Source organism: Streptomyces sp. NPDC005963 (genome assembly GCF_040638655.1).
GTDB lineage: Bacteria > Actinomycetota > Actinomycetes > Streptomycetales > Streptomycetaceae > Streptomyces.
Genome location: NZ_JBEXVD010000034.1, coordinates 35173 through 52439, shown reverse-complemented (window position 1 = coordinate 52439; position 17267 = coordinate 35173). Strand labels below are relative to the sequence as shown.

Sequence of the window (17267 nt, the reverse complement as noted above, 5' to 3'; positions counted from 1 at the left end):
GAGGCTGATCGCGCGTCAGCCGCATTCCAGGTGGCCTTGACTCAGATCGGGGTCGAGACCACCGCCGAGGCCATCAGCCTCTGGGGCGAGGTGCCGGTCACGAGCCAGGCGTCCACCGCGGGCGCTTGGCTGAGGCGGGCCATCACAATGGTCATGACTCGGCGGCGCATGAGCCGCGACCTTGCCCGCGCCTACTATCGCCTGGCTCGCGCCCTGCGGACGGGAACCACGGTCGCCGATCCGTACCACCCGGAGCCCACGTACGTGACTCTGGACGTCCTGCGGCGAGAGTTTGCCGCGCTGGCAGGAGAGCCCGCCGCGAGTCCCCAGGAGGGGCGCCCGGCCCCCTCCCCTTCCGGCCCCTCGACCTCTCCTTCGTCGACTGCTAGCGGTTCACCCGCTGGAGTTGTAGAGGCCCCCGAGAGCCCCTCCGGCCAGGAGTTGGAGGAAGACTCGGACGCCGAGCTTGACCGAATTCTGGTCGAGGAACTCGAAGGGTTGCGGGACGACGAGGAGCGGATCGAGCGCGACGCCGAGGAGGAGCTGAGGACAGTCCTCGAAGCCCTCGGACCCCAGACTCTCGGCACGAAGGTCGACGTGATCGACACGAGCCAGCCAGCCGACGAAGTGGACAGGCTGCGCAACGAAGCCCACCGGCAGGCGGGCGCCCAACAAGCGGCAGCCGCCGCGCGCATCGCAATGAATGGTGGTCGGTCCGCGGTCTGGAACCACGCCAGCCGCGACCGGCGAGCCCTTGGTTACGTCCGACTCTCGCGCACGGGAACCCCTTGCGGGTGGTGCGCGATGCTCATCTCGCGTGGCTTCGTCCGCAGCGATGCGTACCGCACACAGGAGGCCGCGGGGCCGACCTTGGCCCAACTGGACTCAGGCGAGTACGCCGATGGCGACCGGTACCACGACAACTGTCACTGCTACGCCGAGCCGGTTTTCGCGCCCGAGCAGTACGGCAGCCCCGCTTACGCCCTGAACCGCTCCTACGCGGAGCTGTGGCCGAAGGTGACGCGGGGCCTGTCGGGCCAGGCGGCAGTGTCCGCCTGGCGCCGGTTCATCCGGCAAGAACAGAAGGCCGCAGCCCAGGAGGCTCGGCGATCCGCAACGAGCGTCCAGGAGGCGTAGCTATGCCTGAGCAGGAAACCCCCAACACCGAGACCGAGCAGACCGTCGAGACGCCCCCGGAGGGCGAGGCCCCCAAGGGCGACGAGACGGAACAGAAGCCGGCCGAGGAGTCGGTCCCCGCAGAGGTGCTGCGCAAGAAGCTGACCGACGCCAACGCCGAGGCGGCCAACTACCGCACCAAGCTCCGCGAGACGGAGGCCAAGCTCAGCTCGGCCAAGACCGTCGAGGAGTTCGAGGCGGCGACCGCTGTACTGAAGGAGCAGGTCGAGGCGCTGGAGCGACAGATCCTGCTCAACGAGGTGGCCGCCAAGTACGAGCTGCCCGCGGCCCTGGCCAAGCGACTGGTGGGGGCCACCCCCGAGGAGCTGGAGGCCGACGCGAAGGCGCTCTCGCAGTTCGCGGTCGCTCCAGCCCCCGAGTCGCTCACTGGGGGCCTCAATCCCGGGGACGACGACGAGGACTTCGACCCGGTCAAGGCTGTGGCCGACTTCCGCCGCAACCGCTACTGACCATCACCCCTTGAACCGGCACGCTCGCTGAGTCGCGCCCCTCTACCGTAAGGAGTAAGCCCCAGTGGCCGAACACGTCATTGTCAAGCCAGGGAAAATCGCCGCAACTGCGGCGGTTGCTCTGGAGCAGTCCCTCGTCGTGCCTGCGATCTTCCAGCGCGAGGGTATCGACGCCTACAAGGGCACCGAGAACGACACCATCAACGTCAAGGTCGAAGGCGTCCTACCGTTTCGCACCTACGGATGGCGCAACGACCGTGCCGCGCCCATTCAGTTTGACGACTACGCCGAGAAGACCGTCGCGGTCGCCTTCGGTGGCAACACCTACTCCGCGGTCAAGATGACCGACGAGCAGCGCGACATGGACTTGGGCGGCTGGACCAAGCTCATGGCCAAGCAGGTCGAAGCGATCGGGCGCGGCCTGGAGCGCGGCGCGGTCGACAAGATGCTCGGCCAGAGCTATGCCGTCACACTGGCCGGCGCCAAGTCCGGCCGCGACCTGAAGGGCATCCTCATTCGGGCCCGCGAAGTGCTCACCCGCTTTATGGTCCCGCGCGAGGGTCGCGTCCTCCTGGTCGGCTCTGCCTGGGAGACCGCGCTCCTGTCGGACGACAAGCTGAACCTGGCCAGCAACGTTGGTGAGCAGGAGGCCGTCTCCTCCCTGCGCGAGGCGAGCCTCGGTAGGCGCTACGGCTTCGACATCGTCGTCTCTCTGGAGGTCCCGGCTGACGCGGCGTTCGCCCTGCACCGCAGCGCGTTCATCTTCGCGACCGGCGCCCCGACCGTCCCGTCCTCGGTGACTGGCGGCACCGCCTCTCACAACGGCGTGGCCCTGCGTTGGCTCCAGGACTACGACGCGAACTACCTGACAGACCGCTCGGTGGTCAACACCTACCGCGGCTTCCGCGAGATCAAGGACCACCTCATCGGCATCAACGAGGGTACCGGCCAGGCGTACGTGTCCACGCACGAGCACTTCGTTCGCGCGATCAAGCTCGACCTGGACGCCACGGTCGACGTGCTGCCCGACCCGGACGGTCCGGACGCGAAGGCTCAGGAGCTGGCAGCGATCACCGGCATCGCCGGCCCGGCTGACGGCGCCTCGGTCTGACCGGGCTATCGAACCGGCAGGGTGTGCAAGTGTGACAAGCCCTGCCGGTGGCCGCAAGTGAAGGGGGTGTCGACATGGCGGACCTCGCCACGCTCGACGAGCTGAAGGGCCGGCTCGACTGGACGCTCGACGCCGACGAGGAGCGCATCGCGACCACGGCCCTAGAGGACGCGTCCGATCTCGCCCGCGCCCATGCGGGCCGCGACTGGCCGACTGCTGCGTCTGCACCGCGCCTGGCCCGGACGCTCGTGCTGAAGGCGTGCCGGCGATACATGAACAACCCCTCGGGCTATACCCAGTCCCGAGCCGGCGACGAGACGCTCGGCTGGTCTGACGACCAGGGCGAGAACGCGGGCACTGTCTACTTCTCGGCCGACGAGATCGAGCTCCTGGAGGGGCTAGGGGGCAGGAAGCGCGGACTCACCTCAGTCGAGGTGACCGCCTGGAACTCCCGCATCCCGCGTGGGCCGGCCGGCCTCGTGCCCACCCAGGGTGGAGCTCCATTCCCCCTCTTCGCACATGAGGAGGAGCCCTGGTGAGCAGCTACCAGCGACGTCGGGGCCTGACGGCTCGGGTCTGGAAGACCGCTGAGCACATTGACAACCGCGGCAACCGGGTGCAGATCGCAGAGCCGGCCGACCCGCACGAGGTGCGGTGCGCGCTGATTCCCCAACGGTCGGCCCGCGCCGAGGTCCCCGGCCAGCAACAGATCAACATCACCCGCATGATCGTCGATGCCGACCTCCCCGGCGTGACTCTCTGGTCGCGCGTCGAGGTGCTCGGCACCCAATGGGACATCGTCACCCCACCCGCCTACCACCATGGCACCCGCCGAACGCGGCACTGGTCGATCGATATCAGGGAGCGCCCCTGATGCGGTGGTACAAGAGCGCCGACCGGCTGGCGCACATCGTGGCCCGCCATGAGGGCGTGACCGACGAGCTCGACCGGCGAGCCTTCGAGGTCGCAGTCCGCGCCGAGGAGCTCCTCATCGAGCACCGCGCAGATGGTCACGCAGCGATTGACGTCGCCCAGGGTGACATCGACTTCTATGTGGTCCTGTCCGATGACCGCGGTCAGAAGGCGGCCCTGTCGATCGAGTACGGCCGCGAGGCCGGCGAGGACATCAGGGTGAACCGAACGACCGGTCAGCTCGAAGTTGTGGAATGGGCGGAGATGGATGGCCTGTTCATCCTGGCCAGGGCTTCACACCTGCCAAAGAAGCGGAAGGGCAAGGTGAAGCTCGACTGATGGCCGGACTGCCCCCTGAAATCCGGGCTCTAGCTGAGCTCTCCCCGGTTGAAGACCTACTCCTGGCGGTCCTCCGCGAGGGCCTGCCCGGCATCTCCGTGCAGACGCTGATCGAAAAGGATCAGAGCTTTCCGTTCGTCCTCGTTCGCCGAGATCCCGGCTTTGGGAGCTGGGGCGGGGATACCCGATTCACCGACCCCGCGCGAATCGCAGTGCAGACCCTCTGCGTTGACCCCGATGGCGACGAGGATGCGGCGATCCTCGCCGAGGCGGTCCGCGTGGTCCTGCGTGAAGCCTGGCTGCGCCAGCGGGTCTACCCCGGCCGTGGCCACATCACCCGCGTGGATCTGGCCTCCGCCCCCCGGCGAGCAACCGACTGGGCAACGGCGACCGGACCCGTCCAGTACGCCGACCTGCCGACTGGCGTGTGGCGCTATGAGACGCAGTACGACGTCCAGATCAGGAAGCCGCGCAGCAAGCCCTTCCCCCTTCCCTAACTTCCCGCGCGACGCAAGCCCCGGTGCCCCTAGAGGTGCGGCCGGGGCTTCTCTGCGTGCGCGAGCAAGGAGCCCCTCAGTGACACTGAATGACGCCGCGACCCTCGTCATTGGTAGCGGCAACTACTTGACGGCCCCTGTCGGCACTGACCTGCCGTCCGACCTCCTGGCCCCTCTTTCCCCTTGGGCGTCCGTGGGGCACACATCCCTGGAGGACATCCTCTCGATCTCCTCCGAGGGTGGCGAGGCGACGACCATCGGCACGCTCCAGAACAAGAGCCTGCGAACGAAGTACTCGACGCGTGTCGAGGTGATCGCCTTCACCCTTCAGCAGTTCGACGTCAAGGGGCTGCGCCTGTACTACGGCGCGAACGCCCCCCTCCTGTCCAACGGCCTCGTCGGCGTGCCTAACGAACCGGTGCCCACATCCTGTGCGTTCCTCTCCATTTTCGTGGATGGGGAAAACGTCTTCGCCATCTATGCGCCGAAGTCGGAGATCTACCGCGCGGATGACCTCTCCATAGGGGACACCGAGTCGCTGGCCGGCCTCCCGCTCGGCGTGAAGCCGATGGCTCACGGCGCGAACAACTGGACGTACGCCATCACCCCCCTGGGCACGGTGTCCGCCCTTGGTGCGACTGCCGGCATCCCCGGCGCCTTCACCCCTTCCGGATCTCTCGTCCCGGCCAACCTCGCCGGTCTCGACCTGATCACCGCGAGCCCGACGACCGCATGGTCGGCCGGTCAGTACGTGGTCCTGGGCGACAACTCCAACGCCCACTGGAACGGCACCGACTGGATCACCGGCATCGCCTCCTGACCCCCGAGCCCTCGGCGCGCAAGTGACGCGGACCTCCTTGCGCGCCGAGCCCTCCTTGCGGAGGGCTCCCGATCAACGGTCCGCACCTGTTCTCGCTCCCAACTCCTTGGAGGTCCGCACCCCATGGCCAGCTTCTCTCTCGACGACATCCGCGCCGCAGCCGACGCGAAGTACAGCTCGACCGACATCTACGTGGACGAGAAGACCACCGTCCACCTGCTCAACCCGCTCCGCTTGCCGAAGGAGAAGCGGCAGCGCCTCGTCGGGCTCCAGGACGAACTGGAGAGGGACGGCTCCGAACAGGAGCAGGTCATCGCCGACGCGATCCGCCTCGTCGCCGACCACCCCAAGAAGGCCGAAGCCCTTCTGGCTGTGGTCGGCGACGACCTGGCGGTCCTCGCTGAGATCTTCGAGGTCTACGGGAAGGGTGCCCAGGTGGGGGAAGCCTCGGCCTCTGCCGCCTGATCGACGAGTACGGGGAGGGGCTGTACGCCGACCTCCGCTTTCACTACGGCATCGACCTGGTGGACGTGATCGAGGGGCGAGGCCCCTCCCCGATGTTCGTGATGGCCCTCACGCGGAGGCTGCCTGACACCTCTCTGACTGTCGCTCTCGCGTCGGGCGGCAGGGAGCACTTCGGCTGGGGGGTCGACCGGCACATGTCTGCCGACCTCTATGACGCACTGAACCAGAACACCCGAGCCACCGGCCAGTGGGGCAAGGGCAAGGCGCCGAAGTTCAAGCCCTGGCCCCGCCCCAAGAACAAGAGCAAGGTGGCCGAGGCTGCCGAGAAGGACTCGAAGCGCCGCGTCTCCGTGGCGGAGATCTACAAGAAGTTCACCGCCCGGAGGTGAGTGATGCCCCAAGGTCAGGTCGTTGGCCGTATTAGCGTCCGAGTGTTCCCTGACACCGACCGCTTCAAGTCGGCGATGGAGAAGCAGCTCGACCGAATAGAAGCCTCGGCCAAGCCGGTGGCGATCCAGGCGCGACTGGACATGACCGGCTTCACCAAGCAGATGCTCCAGCAGATCCGAGACATCAACGCCACCAACCGGACGAGCGACTCTCGCAAAATCCGCTTCCTGACGATGATCTCGATGGCGGGCATTCGCGACGAGATCAAGAACGCAGTCAAGGCCCTACAGGCCCGCGCTGATGCCAGCGACAAGATCGCCTTCGCTACCCGACTCAGTGCGACGGATGTCGATCTGGAGATCAATCAGCAGTCGCTCGACAAGATGAGCGATCAGCTGAAGGAGTGGCGCGACAAGAACAGCCCCCAGAAAATCGACCTAGAGCTGAACTGGCCAGCTGGGGCTGGGGCTGCGATCAACGCTCGCCTGGCCTCGCTTACACGCCCGCGCACGGTTTCCATTATCCCCCGGCTGAACAATGCGGCTGTCGCGCAGGTCGCCGCGTCTCTCGCTGCCCTGTCTGGCATTCGCGTGCTGAACAACATGTTCACCAAGTTCGGCGACATCCTGAAGAACCTCGACAAGAGCGTTCCCATCATCGGAACGCTGGCAACAGCGATAGCCGGACTGGCGGGTTGGGGCCTGTCGGCATCCAGCAACCTCTTCGCGCTGTCGGCCTCGCTCGCTCAGATCGGCGCCGTATCGCTCACGCTGCCTGGAATTCTGGGCGGCTTCGCCGTTGGACTCGGCGTCACGATTGCCGCATTCAAAGATCTCAATCAAGTCCTCCCTGAAGTCAAGGTCAAGCTCGCCGAGCTCCAGAACCAGATATCGGCAGAATTCTGGGCTCAGGCCAAGGCTCCGATCAAGGAGCTGGTCGACGTCCTCCTCCCGCGCTTTGCGGAGGGATTTCGGCAAACGGCGACAGCGTCGGGCCAGTTCTTCGGCTCGTTCGCGACGCAGCTCACTGCGGCCCTCAATCCCGCCGTCGTCGATGCGATGTTCGGCTATCTCAATGAGTCGATCGCCACGGCGACGACCGGCACCGACACCTTCGCGGCCATCATCGCCAAGCTCGGCGAGGTCGGCGCGTCCTATCTCCCAGACCTGGCTGGCTGGTTCGTCAAGATCTCCGAGAACTTCGACGCATGGCTTACCAGGAAGGGCGAGCTCGGCCTGAAAGCCGAGATCGATGAGGGCATTCAGTCCCTCAAAGACCTCGGGGGCATTCTCTACGAGACCGGTGGAATCCTCTCGGGCGTAGCTCGTGCAGCCGAGGCCGCGGGCGGCTCATCCCTCGGAATGATGAGGGACACCCTCGCCTCGATTCATGATGTCGTCGACAGTCCCGGATTTCAGCAGGGCCTGACTGAGGTTTTCACCGCGGCACATCAGGCGATGAGCAACATTGCCGATATCAGTGGCCCGGCAGTCAAAAACCTGTTCAGCGAACTCGGCGGGCTCCTCACCTCAGTTCTTCCAGTGGTCGGCACGATCATCGGGACGGCGCTCGGCGCCATCTCTGAGGCCCTGGCGCAGCCGGCAGTGACTGAAGGCGTCAAGGCGATGTTCGACGGCCTGCTTGTGGCCGTACAGGCGCTCGCCCCGGCCATGAATCCGCTCGGGCAGGCGCTCGGCGCCCTTATGCAGGTGGTCTCGGCCTTCGCCGCGATGCTCGGCCCGCTGGTGGCCGCCGCTCTGATACCGCTCAGCCAGGCGTTCGCCCAGCTCGCCCCGATGGTCACCCCGATCATCACCCTGCTCGGCGGGACGCTAACGGGAGTAATCCAGCAACTCACCCCCATCCTGATGACGCTTGTGCCGGTTATCGGTGACGCGCTCGGAATGGCGTTTCAGGCCCTCGGCATCATTCTCCCGGTCATCGCCTCTCTGTTCACGCAGATCATGACGGCAGTGGTGCCGCTTGTGGCTCAACTCATTGCGGGCCTGGCGCCGATCCTCCCTGTTGTTGCCACCTTCCTGACCGCGATCGTAACGGCCGCAATGCCGCTGGTGGACATCCTCCTTCAGTTGCTCTCTGCGGTGATCATGCCGCTCATTCCGGTGATCCAGAACATAGTTTCCGCGGTGCTCCCGCCGCTCGCCGCAGCCTTCGCGCACCTTGTCGAGGCAGTTACTCCACTCCTGGATGCACTGCTCGCGGTGGTCAACTTCCTGATGCCGATCCTGGCACCAGCAATCGAATTCGTTGCGATTCTTATCGGTCAATCCCTGGCCGCAGCTATCGACGGCGTGGCCATGGTCTTCGAGGGCGCAATCGGCATCATCAAAGGTGTCTGGGAAATTTTCGCCGGATTCTTCACGGACGACTGGGGTCGAATCTGGGACGGAATCAAGGACGTCTTTAGTGGCATCTGGGATGTGATCGTTGGAGCCTTCAAGGTCTTCCTGAATGTCGGGCTTCTCGGCGTGGCAGGAAAGGCCCTGAAGGGAATCAAGGGCCTCTGGGATGACATCTGGAACGGCATCAAGTCATTCGTCGTTGGTATCTGGAACAGCATCAAGGGCGGAGCTGGCGTCTTCATGGCCGGCATTCGCGGGGCCATCGATGACGGCCTCAGCGCGATCCGTGGCGCGTGGACCCGGATCTGGGATGGCATCAAGAGCTTCTTCTCGGACACCTGGACCACCGTCAAGTCGCTCGCCACTACAGGGATGAGCCGATTGAAGACCGCGGTAGAGGACGGCATCAGGACTGCCGTCCAATTCATCCGCGATCTACCCGGTAAGGCGAAGTCGGCGCTTGGAGACCTGGGGTCCACGCTCGCAAGCGCGGGGCGAAAGCTAATCCAGGGCTTCATTGACGGCGTGAAGAACATGTTCGGCTCGGTCAAATCCACGCTGGGTGACCTGACGAGCAAGCTGACGGACTGGAAAGGCCCCGAATCCCTGGACCGAGTCCTTCTCGTGGGTGCAGGACAGCTGGTGATTGACGGATTCATTCGCGGCCTGGAATCCCGATACGGCGCCGTGCGTAAGTCGCTATACGGGCTCACGCGAGATGTCGCTGGCGTCGATTTCGACACACCCGGCATGGGTGGGCTCGGCGCGGCTCGCGGCGTCACGTCCGCCATTAGCTCCTCGCTCGCCCATCCCGAAGGCGGCGGAGCCACGAAGGTCTTCAACTACTTCGCAGCGCCCGGCTCCTCTATCAGTTCCGAAGAGGATCTGTTCTCTGCTGCGAGTCGAGCGCGGTTTGGATGGTGATCAAAGAATGCCGAAGCTGTTGCTTGATAGCGGCGTGGATATCCTGGACCTCGACGGTATCGCCGAGAAGGGGACGGGCTTTCAGGCGACGTCCGGCGCCACGGGCTTCGGTCTTCCGGCCGTCGCTGTGCAGTGGCTCGAAGGCGCCGGAGACGGCGCCCTCTATCGCCGTACGCGCATCCTGGCGCGCGACATCGACCTCCCCTTGGAGATCTTTGCTCGCGACCGCCGACACCTACAAACGCTGCTCTCCCGGCTGGCCCTGGCGCTGGCCGGGGAGTGCAGCCTCATCCTCCAGGACGACACTGGCGCACAGTGGTCGACCACTGTGCGCCGCGTAGGCGGTGGGGAGGCCGCGTACGGCGTGGACACAACGGGAGAGCGGGAGTGGCGATCAGTCATCACGCTTCGCGCGGGAGATCCGTACTGGACATCGTCGCAGTCCCAGAGTCGAACGATCGGCTCTGCCGGGACGGCCGGCTTCCTGTCCAATCTAGTCCGGCTGAAGGTCACCTCGTCTCAGGCCATCGGTCAAATCACCCTGACCAACGACGGAGATGCGGACGCCTACCCCGTGTGGGAAGTCCACGGCCCCGGCGCCGACTTCGAGGCGGTCTCGCCGGCAGGTGAGCGTCTGAAGTGGGTTGGCAACCTCGCGGCCGGCGAGACGCTCACACTCGACACCCGCCGCGGCACGGTCGTGGACCAGTCGGGCGCCAACCGCTACTCGCAGCTCGCTCCGGCTCCGAGGTTTTGGACGGTCCGACCCGGGACCTCCGTCGCGGTGGCTTCGCTCAACGGCGTCGACACCTCCTCGAAGATCGTGTGTTCCTGGCGCCCCCGGAAGTGGATGGTGGTCTAAGTGCGACTGGACGATCTCACCGTTGAGGTTCGGGACAAGTCCCTCGCGCGCCGCGGGCTCATACGCCCCGAGGAGCTATCGCTCGACATGGAGGAGCGCTTCAACAACGTTGGTGTCTGGAAGACCACCCTGGCCGCGGAGCACCCCCTCGCCGACATCCTTCGCACGCCTGGTGCGGGCTTGATCATCACCGGCCCTGGAGACGTCCTCCTCTCCGGCCCGGTCGTCAAGTCCGAGCACACAGCGACGCCCGAAGACCCGGGTGGGAGCGTTGTGTTCGAGGGTGTGTCAGACAGTGTTGTGCTTGCTGACATGCTGGCCTATCCCGATCCAACCAACGCGGACGGTGCCACGCAAACGCTGTCTCACGATGTTCGACACGGCCCCGTCGAGACCGTCATGCACGCATACGTAGCTGCGAACATCGGCCCGCTGGCACCCATCCAACGACGTAAGACGAACCTGACATTGGGCCCCGACCTGGGGCGCGGGCCGGTCGTCACGAAGTCGGCCCGCTTCCCGGTGCTCGGGCAACTACTCGCAGAGCTGGCCGCGCTCGGCGACCTAGGTTTTCGGGTTGTTCAACGCGGAGGGGTGCTCGTCTTCGAGACGCGCGCTATCGCCGATCGGTCCGATGTGATCCGGTTGGACGTGCTGAACGGCACCCTCTCGGGGCAGCGGGTAGAGGTCTCTCCGCCCGGGGCCACGCGAGCAATTGTGGCTGGACAAGGTGAGCTGACGAGCCGACAGTTCCTTCAGGTCGACACTGCCGCATCGGTCGCCGCCGAGGACGAGTGGGGGCGGCGCATCGAGCGCTTCGTGGACCAGCGCAACACCGACAAGCCGGAGGAGCTCCAACAGGCCGGCACACAGGTCATGGAGGAGGAGGGCTACACCACAATCGGGGCGCAGGTCGTCCCTGTCGACGACTCCGCGATGCGACTCGGCGTCGACTGGAGCCTCGGCGACCGCGTGTCGGTCGTGGCCGGAGGCGCAGAGCTGAAGTCCACGGCGACCGGCGTAGCGCTGAAGGTGGGTGCCGATGGCTTTCGAGTCGGCGCCTTGTTGGGCGACCCAACAGGGTTCGATCGGGACGCCGCGCTGAGCAAGCGCGTAACCGACACCGAGTCGCGAGTTTCCCACCTGGAGCGGTCCGGCGAGGGTGGCCCGAGGATCGCTAGCCGCTCAGTCGTCATCACGCCGGCCGCGGTCGCATCCCACGTCATCTGGCAGGCGCCTCGCGCCTGCTCCATCGTCGCCGTCCGTGGATACAGGGCGGGCGGACTCGGCGCCACGATCAATGCCAAGGCCGGAGGTGTCGATGTTCTCGACCTTGACCTCTCCCTCGCGGTCGCCGACTCCTGGCTCTCCAGTGCGCCGACAGGGGGCGCCTCGCTGGAGCCGGGCGACAGTCTGGCCGTCGCTGTCCGCGCCGTCGTGGGAACTCCGTCTGCGATCACCATCCAAGTCGACTATCAGGAGGCTTAATCAGTGTCCGTCCTCATCGTGTCCGACGACCCCGTCTGGTACAGGTCCGCCCCCACGACCCTGACCACGTCCGTCATTCCCGGCTCGCCCGAGCGCCTGCAAGTCTCGGACGACCATGGCGTAGTGGCAACGCTCACCGTTGGCGCCAAGACGGTGACGACTCGGGGCCCGGAAAGGGTATTCCGAGACGCCAAGCGGCCTTTCGCGGATGAATTCCAGCGCACATCCAGCGGCGACTGGGGCATCTCGCCGGGCGGCGGCAACTGGAGTCGATCGGGGGGCAGCGAATCCGACTACTACACGGAGGGCGGAGCCGGCGTCATTGCTATGACTTCTGCCAACTCCTCGCGATACACGAGCGTGATCGACAACGTCACAGACGCGGACGCGACCGCGACATTCACGATGGACCGAATGCCGACAGGCAATGCGGCCAGTCTGGCACTGCTCCTGTCGTATCAGAGCTCCTCGAACCACTACCGTGCAAGGCTTTCGGTTCTCACCAGCGGCGAGGTGCGCCTCACTCTGGAGAAGGAGATCGAATCGTCCACAACTACCCTCGCCGCAGCGGTGAGCCTGGGTACCGGATTCACGCCGGGCGACCTCTGGAACATCCGGGCCGAAAGGGCTGGAAGCACCGTCAGGTGCAAGGCGTGGCGCGAGGGGGAATCGCAGCCGGCCGCGTGGACTCACTCGGTCACCGACACTTCCCTCGGTGCCGGCCGCGTCGGGTTCCGGGGATTCCTCAGCAGTGGAAGTACGGCCCTCCCTCTCCGATTCCTCGTGAGTCGCCTCGCCGTCCATTCGGCGCTGTGGCCCGACCCGCCCACCGTCACCCACTCCACCTGGGTCCGGCTCCTGGACACCCCGTTCAGCGGTGACTGGACCCCCGAGCTGGCCGATCAGATCAGGGCCTGGGCGGTTGATGTGTCCCCTGACGCCCTGGCGTATGGGGCCATGTACCTGGCATACGCGCCGGCCGTCCTCGACGCCTCGACCGGAGCGCCCGTCTTCGGGCAATCCGCTTACGGTCCACTTGATGCGACTAGCGGAGTTCCCCGCGAAGGCGGCGACTTCCACGAGTACATGGGCGTTCCGTGGACTTTCGCCAACGGCGAACACGTCCCAGCGCCGAGTGCCGCATGGATACGCACTTTCGACTGTTCGGGATTCATCCGCATGATCCTTGGATATCACATGGGAGTTCCCATGGTGCGTGACGAGGACTTCGATGGGCTCAATCTCCCCAGGCGGACGCGCGATATCGGTCCGCATGGCCCCGGTGTCATCGTCGCTCAGACCACGGATTCGCCCACCCCGCTCACCGAAGCCCAAATCGGCGACGTCGTGCTTTTCGATGCCGATAGTGCCGACCCGGGCGAGATCGATCACGATGGAATGCTCATCGGGTGGGATGCGCACGGGCTTCCGCGATTCCTGAATTCGAGAAAGACGCCCAATGGGGTCACTTTCGGGGACCTTGGAGGCTCAGGGGCTCTCGTCGGGGACGGACTCTACGCCCGCTCGCTCAGGATCATTCGCCGCGTCTGAAGTCAGCACGAAAACACAAACCGCGGCCCCATTCGGGGCCTTTCACCCCTGGAGGATGTGTGGCACTCGTTTCCTACCCGTTCGACGGGCAGACCGTCTCCGAGACGGACTACTCGCGACTCTTCGGCGAGCTCCAAGACAGCGGAGTGGCCGCCTCCGCGGACTCCCAGGCCCTGAAGGTCACCGCCGATGGGTCGGGGATGCGCGTCTTCGTGCGGCCCGGGTTTGCCATCCTCCGGGGCCATGCGGTGCACTCGCCCGAGGTCATTACGCTCCCCATCGCCGCCCCGCAGTCCGCGGAGAGGCGGGACCGCGTGGTCCTGAGACTCGACCCGGCCGCCAACAGCATCGCCCTCGATGTGCTGCCTGGGATACCGGGCGGCGAAGCTCTCGACCCCACCCAGACCGAAGAGGGCGTCTTCGAGCTCTCCCTCGGCCTGGTCAGGGTCAATCCGGGGGTGACTGTCATCACCTCGGGGTCGGTGATCGAGGGGCGACGCTACACGGGCACGCGAGTGGGTAACTGGACCACCAACACCCGCCCGGCCGTGCCGCGCCAGGGTCACCTGGGCTACAACCGAACCCTCATGGGGTGGGAGTTCTGGGACGGCGCAGCGTGGGTCAACCTGGCCCCGTCCGTCGCCTGGGCCAACATCACGGGTAAGCCGACGACCCTCCCGCCTTCTGAGCACGTTCATGACTGGCCAAGCATCACCAACAAGCCGGATGCATTCCCTCCGGCCTCGCACGCCCACGACTGGTCTAGCGTCTCGGGCAAGCCGACCACCTTCCCGCCCTCGACCCACGCCCACACGTGGTCCTCGGTCACAGGCAAGCCGGCCACATTCCCGCCCGCGCCCCACAGCCACGACTACCTCACCTCGGGCGAGACGATCGCCTGGGCGAACGGCTCGAAGCGGCCACACAACAATGCGGCGTCGGGCGGCGGTACCTGGTACGCGGTCTGGGTCGAGGGTGACGGCACCTTCTGCCGCAACACCAGCTCGATCCGGTTCAAGAAGAACGTCCGCGACGTCGAGGTCAACCCGGACGGCGTCCTCTCTCTGCGCCCGGTGGTCTACGACCGCAAGGACACAGTGAACGAGGACGGCTCGGCGAAGGAAGGCCGCACGGACGAGGTCGGCCTGATCGCCGAGGAGGTGGAGGCTGCCGGCCTCGACTGGCTCGTCACCTACCTCGACGGCGAGGTGGACGGCCTGCGCTACGACCTGCTGGGCGTCGCCCTGCTGCCGGTCGTTCAACACCAAGCGACCACTATTCGCGCGCTCACCGAGCGCCTGGAGGCCCTGGAGGCGACGCTCTCGTGACCCTGCTGTCCATTGAGCCAAGTGTGCAAGTTGCACTCATTTCTGCCGGGGGTGCAGTCGCCGTAGGCTTCCTGGGAGTCCTTGCGGAGCTCATGCGCCGGCAGATGGCCGCTCTCGGCGAGGTGCGCGAGAACGCGCAGGAGGCCCGTGATCAAGTCTCCAACACGCACACAACCAACCTGCGGGATGACCTCGACGCGGTGGCCGAGAGGCTAGATCGCGTACTGGACGGCCAGGCCCGTCACACAGAGTCGCTCCGTGAGCAGAGCCGCGAGATATCCGAGCTCCGGGGCGACATCAGCCACGAGCGCGCCGAACGGCTGGCCGTGTCCGAACGCCTCGATCACCACATCTCCACCGTCGCCGCCACTACCGCCGCAACCGTCGCTGCGGTCATCGGAACCGACTGAGTCCAGCGCCCTGCAAGCCCCTCCTCGATGACGCGAGGAGGGGCTTTCCCATTCCCCTTGGAGGTATCCCGAATGTCCATCTCGATCGTCTCCCGCTCTGCGTGGGGTGCCCAGCCCTGGAAGGGCGTCCCCGCCCACGTCCCACTGTCGCGCCGCACCGAGTTCTTCATCCACTACCACGGCGGCGAGCCTCCGCACTCAACTGGCGTCCGCGTCCCCCGGGAGATCGAGCGCATTCACCGCCAGCAGGGTTGGGCCGGCGTCGGGTACAGCTTCATAGTCGACCAGGCCGGCACGATCTACGAGGGTCGCGGATGGACCGGTCAGGGCGCGCACTGCCCTGGGCACAACGTCAGTGGCCTCGGGGTGCAGATAGCGATCGGTGGCGACCAGAAGCCGAGCGACAAGGCCCTCGCTGCGGCTCGCGCACTGTATGACGAGGCGTGCAAGAAGACCGGGCGGACACTGGCCAAGCGGGGCCACAAGGACGGCATCGCGACCCTCTGCCCGGGTGGGCCCCTGTACGCCTGGGTGAAGGCGGGGATGCCCGCCCCGGTCGACAACACGCCCGCCCCGACCAAGCCCGCTCCGACCCCGGTGAAGCCCGCCCCAAAGGTCGTCGTCGACCTGTCCAACATCGTGGCGGCTGCGAAGCGCGACCCCGGCCTGCGTCAGGGTGGCACCACTCACGCGGCTGACGTGCAGATCGTCGAGGCCGCACTGAGGGCGGAGGGTCTACTCCCTGCCGCTTACGCCTCGGACGGCTCCTTCGGGAGCATCACGGTCGCGGCGTACAGCAGGTGGCAACAGAAGCTCGGCTACACCGGAGCGGCTGCGAACGGCATCCCCGGTCTGGCGAGCCTGAAGAAGCTCGGCGCCAAGCGCGGCTTCTCTGTGAAGGCGTGACGATGACTCAGAGGCCCCTAGCACTCATCCTTCCGCTCTTGCCTCGACAGTTGCGGCCGTACGCGAAGGCCGCAGTGGCTACCCTGGGCAGCCTGGCCGGCCTAGCGGCCCTCGTCTGCGCGGACAGCCCCGAGGTGGCCGCGGCCATTCAGGTGCTCACCGCCTTGGGTGTGTATGCACAGCCCAACGGCGCGAAGATGTAGAACGAACGCCCCCACCGGCCAACTGGTCAGTGGGGGCGCTCTTTTCGTGCTACCTGCGCTTTCGGGCCTCGATCTCTTCGAGGGAGGTCACCATGGGAGTGCGGCGCCGCGGCGCCTTCTTCGCGGTGGCCTTCTTGGCGGTGACCCTCTTCGCAACGACCTTCTTCGCGGCGGGCGGTGGGGGCGAGGACGCCTCTACCTGCGATCGAGTCGGAGAGGGCCCGGCGGGCGGGTCCGCGCCCTCGGGGCCTTCATCGGCCACCTCGGGCACGCTTCCGACTACGCGCTCGATCGGCTCGGCGTGCACTTCGCACAGGTCCAGCTCCACAAGCCGCCCATCGCTCACGGCGATGCGGTAGGTCAGCGCTGGAATCGCGTGGTCGATGTCGCACCCGGTGACCTCGATCTTTACCATCATCCGCTCCTCGGTGTGATCGTTGCGCTACGCGGCTTAACGATACCCGAGCGATCTTGACGCGTCCCGCGTATTGTGCAAGTGTATGTAGACAAGAGAGTGATCGTTTAGCAGAAAGTAGGAGGCGTGGCCAAGCGCAAGATTCAGGACGAGGGCGAGGTTATCCGCTGGTTCGAAGAGGGGCGGACGTACGCCTGGATGATCGATGAGTACAAGCGCAAGTACGGGATCGACACGGTCCCGTCCATGTGGGGCAACTTCCGCCGACGTAAGGGGTTGGTTCGCCGAATTACTCGCGATGACGATTTGATCCCTTGGTTCGTTAAGGAGGAGCACCGCTGGCTCTATCCGCTTGCCATGCTGCGATTCGAAGCTCGCCGCCGTGACGGGCGAGGACTCAGCGAGGCGGAGACGGCTCGACTTGCGTCATGGAAGGAGATGCTCGCCGAAGAAGGGGCCGTGGTGCACTATGACCCGGACACGGAGGAAGGTTTTTTCTATGTGCCGCGGCAGCCGGGAGATGACGACCTCATTCACCGCCCCCCGGAGAAGACAACCCGGCGAAAGAATGCCGATCCGCCAACCTGACAGCGCCCCTCACTGAGGCCCCTCGCATCGCGGGGGGCTTTTTTGTATC

General features: G+C 65.9%; 21 protein-coding genes. 19 read left to right on the top strand and 2 right to left on the bottom strand.

Features of this window, described 5'->3' with window-relative positions:
* Positions 1 to 41 precede the first annotated feature (41 nt).
* Complete coding sequence (locus ABZ348_RS31025) at positions 42 to 170, bottom strand: hypothetical protein (protein WP_358938720.1); 129 nt, start codon at positions 168 to 170, stop codon at positions 42 to 44.
* On the opposite strand from ABZ348_RS31025, the gene ABZ348_RS31020 reads away from it, so the two are divergent.
* From ABZ348_RS31020 to ABZ348_RS30935, 18 genes are all read left to right on the top strand, one after another.
* Positions 169 to 1137, top strand: a complete 969-nt coding sequence (locus ABZ348_RS31020; protein WP_358938718.1) for a hypothetical protein — start codon at positions 169 to 171, stop codon at positions 1135 to 1137. The genes ABZ348_RS31025 and ABZ348_RS31020 overlap by 2 nt on opposite strands.
* Positions 1138 to 1139: 2 nt before the next feature.
* Positions 1140 to 1646, top strand: coding sequence for a hypothetical protein (locus tag ABZ348_RS31015; RefSeq protein ID WP_358938716.1), 507 nt, complete (start codon positions 1140 to 1142; stop codon positions 1644 to 1646).
* A gap of 64 nt (positions 1647 to 1710) precedes the next feature.
* The gene (locus ABZ348_RS31010) at positions 1711 to 2757 is read left to right on the top strand and encodes a hypothetical protein (protein ID WP_358938714.1); all 1047 of its coding nucleotides are present in this window, start codon (positions 1711 to 1713) and stop codon (positions 2755 to 2757) included.
* 74 nt (positions 2758 to 2831) lie between these two features.
* A complete protein-coding gene (locus ABZ348_RS31005; protein WP_358938712.1) occupies positions 2832 to 3296 on the top strand; it encodes a hypothetical protein in 465 nt (154 codons plus the stop codon).
* The gene (locus ABZ348_RS31000; RefSeq protein ID WP_358938710.1) at positions 3293 to 3631 is read left to right on the top strand and encodes a phage head-tail adapter protein; all 339 of its coding nucleotides are present in this window, start codon (positions 3293 to 3295) and stop codon (positions 3629 to 3631) included. The genes ABZ348_RS31005 and ABZ348_RS31000 overlap by 4 nt, the downstream gene beginning before the upstream one ends.
* A complete protein-coding gene (locus ABZ348_RS30995) occupies positions 3631 to 4008 on the top strand; it encodes a DUF5403 family protein (protein WP_358938708.1) in 378 nt (125 codons plus the stop codon). The genes ABZ348_RS31000 and ABZ348_RS30995 overlap by 1 nt, the downstream gene beginning before the upstream one ends.
* Positions 4008 to 4505, top strand: coding sequence for a hypothetical protein (locus ABZ348_RS30990; protein WP_358938706.1), 498 nt, complete (start codon positions 4008 to 4010; stop codon positions 4503 to 4505). Before ABZ348_RS30995 ends, ABZ348_RS30990 begins: the two co-directional genes overlap by 1 nt.
* 79 nt (positions 4506 to 4584) lie before the next feature.
* Positions 4585 to 5325, top strand: coding sequence for a hypothetical protein (locus ABZ348_RS30985; protein WP_358938704.1), 741 nt, complete (start codon positions 4585 to 4587; stop codon positions 5323 to 5325).
* Between the two features lie 123 nt (positions 5326 to 5448).
* Complete coding sequence (locus tag ABZ348_RS30980; protein WP_358938702.1) at positions 5449 to 5790, top strand: phage tail assembly protein; 342 nt, start codon at positions 5449 to 5451, stop codon at positions 5788 to 5790.
* 194 nt (positions 5791 to 5984) lie between these two features.
* On the top strand, positions 5985 to 6179 hold the full coding sequence (locus tag ABZ348_RS30975; RefSeq protein WP_358938700.1) for a hypothetical protein: 195 nt from the start codon (positions 5985 to 5987) through the stop codon (positions 6177 to 6179).
* A 42-nt stretch (positions 6180 to 6221) separates the two neighbouring features.
* Positions 6222 to 9467: a hypothetical protein gene (locus ABZ348_RS30970; RefSeq protein WP_358938698.1), complete on the top strand. Its 3246-nt coding sequence runs from the start codon at positions 6222 to 6224 to the stop codon at positions 9465 to 9467.
* A gap of 34 nt (positions 9468 to 9501) precedes the next feature.
* Positions 9502 to 10329 carry a phage tail family protein gene (locus ABZ348_RS30965; RefSeq protein ID WP_358938696.1) on the top strand — a complete coding sequence of 276 codons (828 nt, stop codon included), beginning with the start codon at positions 9502 to 9504 and terminating at the stop codon, positions 10327 to 10329.
* Positions 10330 to 11817 carry a siphovirus ReqiPepy6 Gp37-like family protein gene (locus tag ABZ348_RS30960; RefSeq protein ID WP_358938694.1) on the top strand — a complete coding sequence of 496 codons (1488 nt, stop codon included), beginning with the start codon at positions 10330 to 10332 and terminating at the stop codon, positions 11815 to 11817. It begins immediately after the preceding gene.
* Between the two features lie 3 nt (positions 11818 to 11820).
* Complete coding sequence (locus tag ABZ348_RS30955) at positions 11821 to 13368, top strand: hypothetical protein (RefSeq protein ID WP_358938692.1); 1548 nt, start codon at positions 11821 to 11823, stop codon at positions 13366 to 13368.
* Between the two features lie 59 nt (positions 13369 to 13427).
* Positions 13428 to 14696: a tail fiber domain-containing protein gene (locus tag ABZ348_RS30950; protein WP_358938690.1), complete on the top strand. Its 1269-nt coding sequence runs from the start codon at positions 13428 to 13430 to the stop codon at positions 14694 to 14696.
* 92 nt (positions 14697 to 14788) lie between these two features.
* Positions 14789 to 15106 carry a DUF2746 domain-containing protein gene (locus ABZ348_RS30945; RefSeq protein ID WP_358938688.1) on the top strand — a complete coding sequence of 106 codons (318 nt, stop codon included), beginning with the start codon at positions 14789 to 14791 and terminating at the stop codon, positions 15104 to 15106.
* Positions 15107 to 15178: 72 nt separating this feature from the next.
* On the top strand, positions 15179 to 16012 hold the full coding sequence (locus ABZ348_RS30940) for an N-acetylmuramoyl-L-alanine amidase (protein WP_358938686.1): 834 nt from the start codon (positions 15179 to 15181) through the stop codon (positions 16010 to 16012).
* Positions 16013 to 16050: 38 nt separating this feature from the next.
* Positions 16051 to 16215 carry a hypothetical protein gene (locus ABZ348_RS30935; protein WP_358938684.1) on the top strand — a complete coding sequence of 55 codons (165 nt, stop codon included), beginning with the start codon at positions 16051 to 16053 and terminating at the stop codon, positions 16213 to 16215.
* Between the two features lie 49 nt (positions 16216 to 16264).
* Here ABZ348_RS30935 and ABZ348_RS30930 read toward each other — a convergent pair whose 3' ends face one another.
* Positions 16265 to 16633, bottom strand: a complete 369-nt coding sequence (locus ABZ348_RS30930) for a hypothetical protein (protein ID WP_358938682.1) — start codon at positions 16631 to 16633, stop codon at positions 16265 to 16267.
* Positions 16634 to 16756: 123 nt separating this feature from the next.
* Between ABZ348_RS30930 and ABZ348_RS30925 the strand changes: the two genes are divergently transcribed.
* Positions 16757 to 17218 carry a hypothetical protein gene (locus ABZ348_RS30925; protein ID WP_358938680.1) on the top strand — a complete coding sequence of 154 codons (462 nt, stop codon included), beginning with the start codon at positions 16757 to 16759 and terminating at the stop codon, positions 17216 to 17218.
* Positions 17219 to 17267 lie beyond the last annotated feature (49 nt).